Raw genomic sequence first — 10,601 nt, forward strand, 5'->3', positions numbered from 1 at the left:
AATTTAAGTTTGTTGACAAAAACTCAATGCATAATTTTTAATCAATTTATTCCAATGAATGCATATTATTGTGGCTTTACTAAGTGAAATAATAAAAATATTTCAAACTTCCTCTATAATAAACAATACACATTGGATGGAACTTTGCTTTATAGGGAGATAAACATGAAAGACAGGAGGCGTCATATTCTAACTTCAATATCCCAATTTCATGATGCAGCAAAGTTAGCAAAAAAAGTAATAAGAATAAAAATAAAGTCAAAAATCTCATCCTGAAATATCATGCATACATTTAGGGAGAATATGGTGAATCTTGTAAACTCAAATAATGTAGTAGGTATTGGTGTAGAGAATTCTGCAGGAGAAGACTTGGGACAAATTGAAGCACTCATGATCGATAAAATCAGTGGTCAAGTGGCTTATGTTGTTCTTTCTTTTGGTGGATTTTTAGGGTTGGGTGACAAATTATTTGCTCTGCCTTGGAACGTTTTTTCTTATGATCCTGTACTTGAAAAATTTATTTTAAATGTAGATAAAGAAAAACTTAAAAATTCACCTGGATTTGACAAGGAGAATTGGCCTGATATGAATGCTGATTCTTTTACACAAGCAATAAGAAGTTATTATTTTGAGCCTTTATAGTATCTTATAGCGGATACGATATTTTATTCGATCATGCTAAACAAATGAACATTTCTGTAATTTAGCATAGGATATTAAGAATTAATAAGGAGATAGAAATGGAAGATCCGAACGCTTATTGGTTGTCTACCATTATGGCGCCTGAAAGTTTCTTTTTAAATTTAGCTTATCCTCCTTTTCAAGATTGGAGCGAGACTTTTTCCCCTATACACCTTATAGAAAACCAAATGGAGATTTTTATAGCAAATACGCTTAATTTATATTACATGCCATTATTTTTTATGAAATTTCTTCTCCCTGCGCAAGAATCTCGAGACGAAATATCAAATATCGCCAAAAAAGCTGCTTCTTCGAAAAAAAGCACTAAGTAGCCACACTAAAGTCATTAAAGAATAAGAAATCATTAAAATGAATCTTTTGTGCTTATTTCCTAACATAATTCGGAAAATATATGTTATAGCTTATTAGGAGCGAGCTTACTTTAATCGGGATAGCGAAAAATGGGTTTAAAACTGCTCGCATCTTCCCATGTAATGGCAGCATTATTACCAGTATCCCATTGCTTCCAAGAGGCATTTTCCTTTAAACGATGAGGTGCGCGCATTAATTCCAAGCTTTGTTTTAAGGTACATAAATCTTGTGCTTCATAAATAGTGAAATATCGTGAAGGATTCCTTTCGTGACTGCTGTAACGAAGACAAGATGTCCAAGTCGGCACATCAGCGACATTTTTAGGTAAATAAATAGATTCATACCATTTATTAAAAGGCTCCGCTTCTTCGGCAACTACTTCGACGCTTACCATAAAAAAAGGACTGCTGCCAAAGTGATGTTTATTTTTTATGCCACGGAGGTGTTGATAGCGAAGCTTATAAATACACGCACTTTTGAGATGGTGTAAATCATTGGTTTGAAATTGCTGCCACTTCATTTTTTCCTTTTCTCGGCCTGGTCGCTCTTTAATCGCTTTTAAAGCAAGTTGTGTGTCCGTTTCTGTATCACACTCATAAATAGTAAGGAATTGTTTACTGTAATACCGCAGTGTCCCATCAACATTATGCTCTTCATAACGCCTTGCGAATTTTATTTCAGGAATAATTTTTAATAAATTGGGGATATAAGAATGATGATAAAAATCATTAAATTCAGTTTCCTTTTCTGCGGAGACATTTAAGCTAATAAAAATGATTGATTTATTATTTTTATTCATTGATTGCTCACATAGAGGAGTTAAGAAAAACATTTTTAAACGCATGGATATTCACTTTTTTATAGGCGTTTGTTTTTAAATAGGGTTCCTCATTTAACCATTTTTTTGCTTCCTCCAAAGTATTAAATTGTGCAATGATTAAACCGCCTGCGGGGATGTCTAAGTGTTCTGGCTTAAGAAGGGGGCCAGCTAATAAAAGTCTTTCTTCTTTTCTTAAGTGATTCAGTCGAGCAACATGCGCCTCCCGAGCTATTTTTCTTTTGGTGATAGAGTCGTCATTATCACTACATACAAAAGCATAGTAGTTTTCAAATGGAAATTCTTCATACATGGGAAAATCCTATTTGTGTCCATTTACGCTTGATTATAGTATAAAATATACTATTTCTGTGTTATTTTTTGCCCCAAAAAAATAGTACATTTTAAATTATTCTCTGATATATTTTGAAAGCTACAACTTATTGCTTATTGCACATGGATCATTGTTTATCAACGGGTCATATATTTTTTTGCCATGGTTAATTGCAATACCACGTGCAAACATTCCAAAAGCAGATAAACCAATTAAAGGATAAAATCCCTTTACACCACTTGTTTTATAAATTTGGCTAGCCATGGCAGCCATATTAACTGGTTTTGCAGTAATTTTTTGATTAAGTCCAATGACACTTAAAGGATTGCTGAACGTATATCCCACAATTCCTGCTACACCTGCTATTAAAGAGTTATCGCTATATTTTCCTTTAAGGTAATCCAGTGTATTAAAATAGACACCATATTGAATGGCATCCCTCATAGCGATAGCATTTACTCCAGACATGAAACGGCTTGCGCTGAGGGTATTAAGAGGTACATTAGTCATCATCCTGGCTTTTATTACGGAGATAGGGGTCGTTATATAAACAGTTGCAAGTCCGCCCAGAAATCCGGAGTACTTTTTGGCATTTTCCATATCTGTTAATTGCGTATTTAATGCCTTTTCAGAGAGATATATCGCAGGAAAAAGTACAGTATTTTTCATGCAAGAATTAAGGAGAGCAATTGGATATCCTTTGAAGGGATATATCCACGCAGCACGATAAGCACGAGCATACACACTATTATTCCAGATTTGTGTATAATTTGCTTGTATTGCTTGTTGAGTGAACCATTTAAAACTCTGAGAATGGAACTTAGAATTTTCGGCGACTGATTTTGTTGCCTGAGCTAATGGTTTATCTATTAGACCAAAAGTTGTTGTTGTGCTGGTAGCGCCTATTACAGCACCTTTTAGCACATTTTCTTTGAATTCTTCTTGATTAAATGGCTTTGAATTAGAAAAAGTAGAGTTGTCTTTTTTTTCATGCATCGCTTAATATAAATTTTGTAAATAAGAGTTACTCGTAATAATAAACAATTAACCTTAAGTAAATATTAATTCGCTTAATGATTACGTATTTGTTTTTACGAGACTTTTTTGTTCCATATAAAGTCAAACTATAAGGGCTCTTGTTATGAAAATAAAATCTGAGAAGAAAATCAAAGATCCTATTCAGTGTCAAATGGGTGAATACCATAGATTTTTAGAAGAATCATTATTTTTAGGAAATAGTTTTTTTCTAACTGGTCAAAATTTACTAAAAACGAACTGTAAAGATAAAACAGAAATAGAGGTGGAATGTATACGAAATAGATTGGAGAGCATGGCGCATAAGTAATGATTCATTGGAAAACTTACTAAACTTGATTACAAGATAAAACGACACCTGATCTAACAGGTACATCTTATCGTGACTGTCAGATCAAGTTGAACTATATTTTAGATTTGTATTTTTATCTTTGTCGAGTTTCTTCTTTTATCTGTTACAAATTTAATCTTTTATTAACGATTGAAAGAAAAGGACGACGATTCCTCAAGCTCCTTTTCAATGTTTTTTTCGGTTTCCTCAGCGAGCCATCCTTGTTTTAATGAAACAAACGAATTACTAATCTTGCTAGCTTCCTGTTGAGTGCCTGTTTCACGGTGATAAAAGCCCCAACGACCAGTTTTTGCCAGAGAATAAAATCCTAAACTAAAAATATCTCTTAATACGGAGAGTACATTGTCAAATTTTTCTTTAACTGAATGAGGACAGTTGGCTGTTTGTTCAACCTGACTAATCAGACTATTAACCTTTAGCTCCAGCATATCCCGGCTTTGTGACGTTCTATTTCCTTCATAATAAGCATTAAATTGCTCTTTGGTATTTTTAATAAAATCTAAAATTTCTTTTTTATCAAAATTATTATCAGTAATTTCTTCTACTTCTTTTTCTAATGCTTTAAAAGAATTAATTAAATTGTTTATTTTTGTTAACTCATTAGCAGGAATACTAATTTTTCCTAATTGCTTGAGAAGCTTACTGTCAATTTGATTAATCAATTGCTGATGCTCTTGAAGCTCATGGTTAATATTTTCACTAAGAAGTGCTTTTGCTTCAAGATCACCTGAATAATATTGAATTAGAAACGCTTTTATATTTCTAGAAAAAGTTGAGATGCTCAATTTATCATTTTTAGCCTGATCTATAGCCACTTGTGCTTGTTTGACCTCAGGTTCATCTTTTAGTTTTTGTCGCTCTTCCTCTACTTTTTTCTTTGCATTTCTTGCATGTTCTGCTGCTTCATTAAATTCATTTAAAGCTTGTAACTTTTCGTCTGCAGGTGACTGGTGTAGTCTACCGCGTGCTTGTGTTTCTTTATTATTGGCGTCCATAAGATTTGTTTGAAGGATTTTTACCTGTTGCCATTGTTCCTCAACATTCCTTTTTTCTTGCTCTCTCGCTCTAAGCCTCTCGATAATTTTTTCTTCTAACGTTGACAACAGAGACATAATCGTACACATTCTATCGATAGTTTCTGCAGGCTGACCTAATAAACGAGAGTCTATTTTTCCTTGTCCTACCTTTTTTAGCACCTCAGGTGATACTCCGCCAATCTCCTTTGGAAAATCAAGATTTATAATAGAAGTAAATTCAGTTCTCTTTTGTTCAAATTCTTCGGGCTTATCTTTTATCTTATCAAATTCCTCAAAAACGCACTTTATTTTATTAATATTGTTTTCAAACTCTTTCGGATAAATCCTTATGATCTCGCCGAGGCGATTAAACGCCTTAGTTGTTCTACTTTCCTCACCCAAAGCGAGATTGGGTTCATCCATGATTGCTAAATAACTGCTGATTCCAATTAATTGCGCACCTAATAGATCACTTGATTCCAAGTGATTATTGGTCGCTAACTCCTCTCGAGTAGCAATCAAAAAACTGAGAATTTCGAGATTAGGTAACTCCATATTAGAGAAGTTTATTGCGGCTTTTTTTAGTACTTTTTGAGTATCTTCAACACTTTTTGTTTCTTCTGGATATTCGTTATGTAGATATTTACCAAGCTTGTAAAATGCTGAAACAGCTTTATTAATGGAGTTTTGTTGAATCGCGCTATTTATCTCATCAATGTAAGGTTTGATATCATTATTAGTAATAGGCATAATGAATTCTCTGTTAATCTTAAATAACAATATATTTTTATAGACTTGTAACTTACTAAGCTCACTGTCATAAAAAAGCGTTTAAGGTCATACGTAGTTAGCAAATATTTCGCATGATCTTTTGTTCATTCAATAATCATCTACGATAATGTTCTTCGAAGTGATTACTGTTGCTTATTTTATCTGCATTAAATTAAAGCTATATTAACAAAGCACAAAATAAAGGAATGGGTTATTCTTTGTTAACAAGAGAAGCAATAGGGTTTCGTGGCTATGAATACCTCCACTTAATGAATAGAGTAGGTTACCAGAGTCAATTGCTCTAAGACTTTATGCTTTTGGCGCGGGATGACGAGATACATGCAAACCTAATTCGTTAAGTGGATGTCATTGTGTGAACTTATAGTAGCGGTTATGTTCTTCTATTTGTGATCATGGTTGATATTCCTAAATGACCAGAATAGGTTGCTTCTTCAGCAGCAGTCATTTGATTAATATCTTTTATTTCTGGATTGACCACTGATAATTTAATCAAACTGTCAACTATTTGAGAATTTCCTTTGGCTGCAGCAAGTATTAACGGTGTAAATCCTGTTCCTTCAGTGGTTATGTTGGGATCAACGCCAGGGATTTTGAGTAAGTATTTCAGCAAACTCTCATGTCCCCCGGATGCCGCAGCTGTTAGTGCTGTATCGCCAAAACTATCGTGTTGGTTTAATAGAGGGCCGCGTTGTTGCTCTTTAACTGTATCGAGAATCGTGCTTACACCCCACTTGTTCCCTTTTCTGCAATATTCCACTATTTCTGATACCATTTGCTGAGTAGTATCTTCAGGAGTCTGCAAACTATCTTTTTGATTTTCTTTCCTTTGGGTATGCTTGTCATCTGTAGCTTTCATTAATGCCTCCTAAGGTTAATTTATAGATGGATCTTTTATAAATTATACAGTGGAAATAGTTTATTTTGTTGTTTTTTTAAAATTAACTTCACTTATAAAATAATTAGGTCTATTAGAGTCTTAACTTATCCATAGCCTCTCCTCGTAAATCTTTTGGTCCTTCAGGTATACTTGATTTGAATGTGTCTATCTGATCATATAGTTCTTTAATTTTAAAATCTTCTAAATTGGGTCTATTCATAGAAGAATAAGGCTCTTCCTCTTCCCAATCCTCCGTTGGAGCATATTTTCTTGCTGTCATTTCTTCTAATGTTTTCAATTCAGAAAGAACATTATCAAGATTGTCTACCAACATTTGATCTGTGCCATCAGGCAGACCATGAAGTGCATTTATTATCTGTTTCATACGGTCAATATGTAAAGCTGCTTCTTTATAAAAATTTTTTATTTTTTCTAAGCCTTTTTCTGGTGAGTCGGTATTTGGATCTTTTTCATCAAAGACATTAATTTCCTGTTCCAGTTCTTGCGGTAGGTTTGATAAAAATTGTAATCCACCATTTACCACCTCAAGAATTTGTTCCTTACGTCCAGGTGGTATTGGTCTATGTGATTCTACTTCCTTACCTCGCCACATCCCTACAGTTCGTAAATGCGATGTCCTTTTCATTTTAAATAATTCTCGCGCTCTATCTGCCGCTTCTCCTTGTACCGCTAAACCCACAGGTTGAGTTTTATATAATCTAAGTTGGTACTCAGGATTGTCCAGTAGGGTGCGTAATTCATCATCTGCACGCTGCGCTAATCCAGCACTACCTCGTTCAGAATGATGAAGCTTACTATGAATAATACGACGTCGTTCAGCCACGTCACCTAATATGAATACTTTTGCACTTTCTTGCTCTGCTTTAATCCCACATATTGCAGAACCGACACCACAAGCCAGTGCCAAAACTCCCAAAGTTATACCTGCGGTAAATCCTTCTACTGTTGTGCCGGTATGTCCTAACTCAACTGTTTCGGGTGCTTCAGGATTCATAACTAATGGGTTGTATACAGCGATGCAAATTCCATAGATTCCTAATGCAGGTCCAATAACTGCATTCATGAAATAATCTGCGCCAGTTAGAGCTTTCTCTAAGTGCGGCCTATTCGTGAGTTTTGATGGTTTGAGATGGTGGAATGCAGCTGAAGGATCTTGCATGGCTTCACTTTTTAAATATTTAAGTGTTGAAGCCCCCGCAGCATATGCCTTTTTTTCTTGTTTCGTTAGATGTTTAGTAGATGATGTATGTTTTTCATTACCCACTGTTATTTTTAATCCTTTATTTTTTATATCCGCAGATATACCATTTTTTAAAGCCTCTACAAGATCCTTTTGTAAGGGTAAGTGATGCTTGGTTACGACATCATTATATGCCTCTATTGTACTAGCTAATGCAGCATGAACATCAGCTAACATTTCTGCCCGTATCTTTTGCTCTATAGTGGTGCTGATGTTGATTTGATGCGCAAGCGATATTAAACATTCGGCATTAGAGGCTAATCCTGCAGCAGCTTCATGCAGTAACTCTTTATTGTTACCCACGGGGACATGTCCCATAGGCATGCCGTCAATCGGGTCTAGATTTGCCATAGCGCGAGCTGTTCCTATTTGAGCAGTGCACATTATAGTAAATTGTGATGATATGAGGAGTGCTGCATAGGGATCAAATGGTGCTATGGGAGTCAGGCCTGCAGCTACTTGTAACGCTGTATCAGCTGCACCCTCGCGGATCATATCTTGCAGCATCAGAAAGTAAGCGCCTCTATCTTCAGCAAATTTACTCTGTAACATTACATCGAGTTTGTTTTTATCACTTTCTTCAAGTTCCTTACCAGATGAAGCGTATTTTTCATACATTCTTTGAAAATCAGCTTTCCTGGGCCCCCCCACCAACCAATCAAAAGTGTCTAGTGATTTAAGCTGTGCTATACCTGGATTCATGAGTGTAGCGTTATCTATTTTGGGATATTCAGCAATGACTCCCAGAACCTTATCCACTCTAGCCTGAAGCGCTGCTTTAGCGATTTCATAATTTCTAAATGCTCTTATGCCCCCAAAAATCCCCCCTGCAGCACCTCCTATTACTCCTGCGATAACTGTTCCCCACACAGGTAAAAGACTGCCTGCCGCTGCCGCGGCGGTCATGCCTAAACCTGCTCCCGCCACAGCTATTCCTACTCCAGCAAGTGCTTCCTTTGCGAGACTAAGTCTTTTTGCCTTTTCCGCTGCTGTGACGGCTTGCATTGCCTGAATCATATGCGCTTGTACGATTTTTAGTTGCTTTTCTACTTCGATTTCCATGATCGGATCGTACAGAGGATCACCATTTTGATCGTATTTGTTTCGCCACTCTTCTCTTTCTAGCTCTAAAGCAGCCATTTTATTGTTATATGCTTCGACGAACTCATCTGCTTTTGCTTTTTGATCACGTCCTTCAAAATACGATTTGAACTTATTTTTTATTTTCTTATCTATTCGTTGTTCTTTAAGTGTATCTACAGCGTTTTTATATTGCTCCATATGTCTCGTCCAATCAGACGAGCGGGTATCTAATACATGACCTGATTTTAAATCTTTACACGCTGATGTAAGTTTTTGTTCTGCCTTTTTAAAAAGGGATGGTTCTAGTATGAGTTTCCATTCGAAATTTCTTTTTAACTCGACTAATTGGAAGAATGCTTGATTGTATTTTTCAACTTGGAGCTGTAATTCTTCTTTTTGCTCTTCATCATGAAGCACTTTTGCAATTAATTTATTTAACTGATCTTGACTGATAGGTTTAGGTGCCATAATTATTCTCTTTAATCAATCTTCATAATGTGATTTTAGCGCAGTATACCATCATTATGTTCATTTTGTAATCATTAAGAGAAATTAATGTAAAATATGCTATTTATGAAGACTCCTGGGACTGCCACGTATTTATTAAAGTTGTGACAATAAATGGGGTAGTTGTGATGAATGGTTTCATAAAATATAAGATTAAACTAAAGTGTGGCGCAGGGAAGTCTCGGAAAAAAAGGATTCATTAGCCTGTAGCGAAAGCTATTTCAACCACATTGCTTGGATCAAACATCTCTTTAAAATGTTTAAAGCTTTCAAGTCGTGACTGATCGTTTTGCTCACGTGAAAGTAGGTCTTGTCCATACACTGCCATATCTTCGACAATTCGTTCATATCTGTAATAAGACAAAATTGTTTTATCGACCTTTGTTTCACCATAACCCTCATAAAAATAGTGGATTTCACTGGGTTTATTCCATACATTGCCAACGCCGGCACCAATGAACATCAAATCACGTTCTTTGGGCGCTAATATGGGCTCATCCCAATCAATAATATAAATAAATTCCTCATTTACGACTAATATATTGCCTGCATGTATATCAGAATGACACAGTACATAGTTATCTAAACCAGGTTTAATTTTTTTAGATAACTTTTCAGAAGCATTAACTAATTGCTGGATTGAGTCTATATTTTGGTTAAAAAAAGATTTGAAGTCCGCAGTAATTTTATCATCTGAATTATCAAATTCAGTTTTACTATAAAAGGACCTGACCATTTCACGCCATTTAGTGGAATACATTTCTTTTCTTAATTGTTGTTGAATTGGGGTGGGTACAGATGTTTCATGAATTTGTCTTAATACTTTTCCAAGCTGTTTCCATTGTTTTTCTGTTAAATTTTGAGTGAATCCATTTGGTGCATGAATAAATGGATACACTATTATTTTAAAATAATCCAATTGTTGAAATAATTGCGTTTCGAGAGTGTGGATAGGAAAAATAATTTCTTTTATTCCTGCATCATGCAAGAGACGAATGATTGATAAATTAATTTCATCATGATGCCCATATTTTAATTTTACGAAATAAGAACTGGATTCTGAATCCGCTTTATATCCAAATGCATTCATATCAGCACCACCCAGGATAAGTTGTATTCGATGAATATCAAATCCATAATGATTGTTCAAAAGCGCAATGAGTTGTTGATCTTGAATGGTTTTTTTTAACATAAGAGTCAATTAATGCTGAGAAATTAGCATAATAGTAAAGTAAATAATACAATCATGGTACTTTATTAGCAATAAACCTTAATCCCACTTCTTTTTTGTTGATCTTCTAAATCGCTTGATTCCTTCTATGAGTCCTGGGTGAAGCATGTGATCAAAACCTGGTGCTAATTGCCATAACTTTTCTTTATTCCTGGACCTTTGTACGGGACAAAAAACTTTGAAAAAATAAATAAAGGAAGAAAGGATAAGAAATAACTCGCTGATTTTAAATGTATTTCATAT

At 34.9% G+C, this 10,601-nt stretch carries 10 protein-coding genes; 3 read left to right on the top strand and 7 right to left on the bottom strand.

All coding sequences use genetic code 11. The features are described from left to right. Positions 1–303 precede the first annotated feature (303 nt). Together Lsan_RS16235 and Lsan_RS16240 are read left to right on the top strand one after the other, a co-directional pair. Positions 304–642, top strand: coding sequence for a PRC-barrel domain-containing protein (locus Lsan_RS16235; protein ID WP_133134393.1), 339 nt, complete (start codon positions 304–306; stop codon positions 640–642). A 98-nt stretch (positions 643–740) separates the two neighbouring features. After that, on the top strand, positions 741–1,013 hold the full coding sequence (locus Lsan_RS16240) for a hypothetical protein (RefSeq protein WP_058515171.1): 273 nt from the start codon (positions 741–743) through the stop codon (positions 1,011–1,013). Positions 1,014–1,123: 110 nt separating this feature from the next. Here the strand turns inward: Lsan_RS16240 and Lsan_RS16245 are convergent, their stop codons facing one another. The 3 genes from Lsan_RS16245 to Lsan_RS16255 all read right to left on the bottom strand — a co-directional run bounded on the left by Lsan_RS16245 (position 1,124) and on the right by Lsan_RS16255 (position 3,200). Next, positions 1,124–1,852, bottom strand: coding sequence for a DUF4286 family protein (locus tag Lsan_RS16245; protein ID WP_065236323.1), 729 nt, complete (start codon positions 1,850–1,852; stop codon positions 1,124–1,126). Between the two features lie 7 nt (positions 1,853–1,859). Next, on the bottom strand, positions 1,860–2,183 hold the full coding sequence (locus Lsan_RS16250) for a YciI family protein (RefSeq protein ID WP_058515172.1): 324 nt from the start codon (positions 2,181–2,183) through the stop codon (positions 1,860–1,862). Positions 2,184–2,303: 120 nt separating this feature from the next. Then, positions 2,304–3,200, bottom strand: coding sequence for a hypothetical protein (locus Lsan_RS16255; protein ID WP_058515173.1), 897 nt, complete (start codon positions 3,198–3,200; stop codon positions 2,304–2,306). A gap of 145 nt (positions 3,201–3,345) precedes the next feature. Between Lsan_RS16255 and Lsan_RS16260 the strand changes: the two genes are divergently transcribed. Continuing rightward, positions 3,346–3,549: a hypothetical protein gene (locus Lsan_RS16260; RefSeq protein WP_058515174.1), complete on the top strand. Its 204-nt coding sequence runs from the start codon at positions 3,346–3,348 to the stop codon at positions 3,547–3,549. A gap of 164 nt (positions 3,550–3,713) precedes the next feature. On the opposite strand, the gene Lsan_RS16265 is transcribed toward Lsan_RS16260, so the two are convergent. From Lsan_RS16265 to aph(9)-Ia, 4 genes are all read right to left on the bottom strand, one after another. Continuing rightward, a complete protein-coding gene (locus Lsan_RS16265; protein WP_237762173.1) occupies positions 3,714–5,030 on the bottom strand; it encodes a coiled-coil domain-containing protein in 1,317 nt (438 codons plus the stop codon). A 739-nt stretch (positions 5,031–5,769) separates the two neighbouring features. Next, a complete protein-coding gene (locus Lsan_RS16270) occupies positions 5,770–6,255 on the bottom strand; it encodes an ankyrin repeat domain-containing protein (RefSeq protein WP_058515176.1) in 486 nt (161 codons plus the stop codon). Between the two features lie 112 nt (positions 6,256–6,367). After that, entirely contained in the window at positions 6,368–9,088 is a 2,721-nt protein-coding gene (locus Lsan_RS16275) for a hypothetical protein (protein ID WP_058515177.1), read from the bottom strand. A 238-nt stretch (positions 9,089–9,326) separates the two neighbouring features. Next, the gene (gene aph(9)-Ia, locus Lsan_RS16280; protein ID WP_058515178.1) at positions 9,327–10,319 is read right to left on the bottom strand and encodes an aminoglycoside O-phosphotransferase APH(9)-Ia; all 993 of its coding nucleotides are present in this window, start codon (positions 10,317–10,319) and stop codon (positions 9,327–9,329) included. Positions 10,320–10,601: the final 282 nt, after the last annotated feature.

It is taken from the genome of Legionella santicrucis (genome assembly GCF_001468135.1).
In the GTDB taxonomy this organism is placed as follows: Bacteria; Pseudomonadota; Gammaproteobacteria; order Legionellales; family Legionellaceae; genus Legionella; species Legionella santicrucis.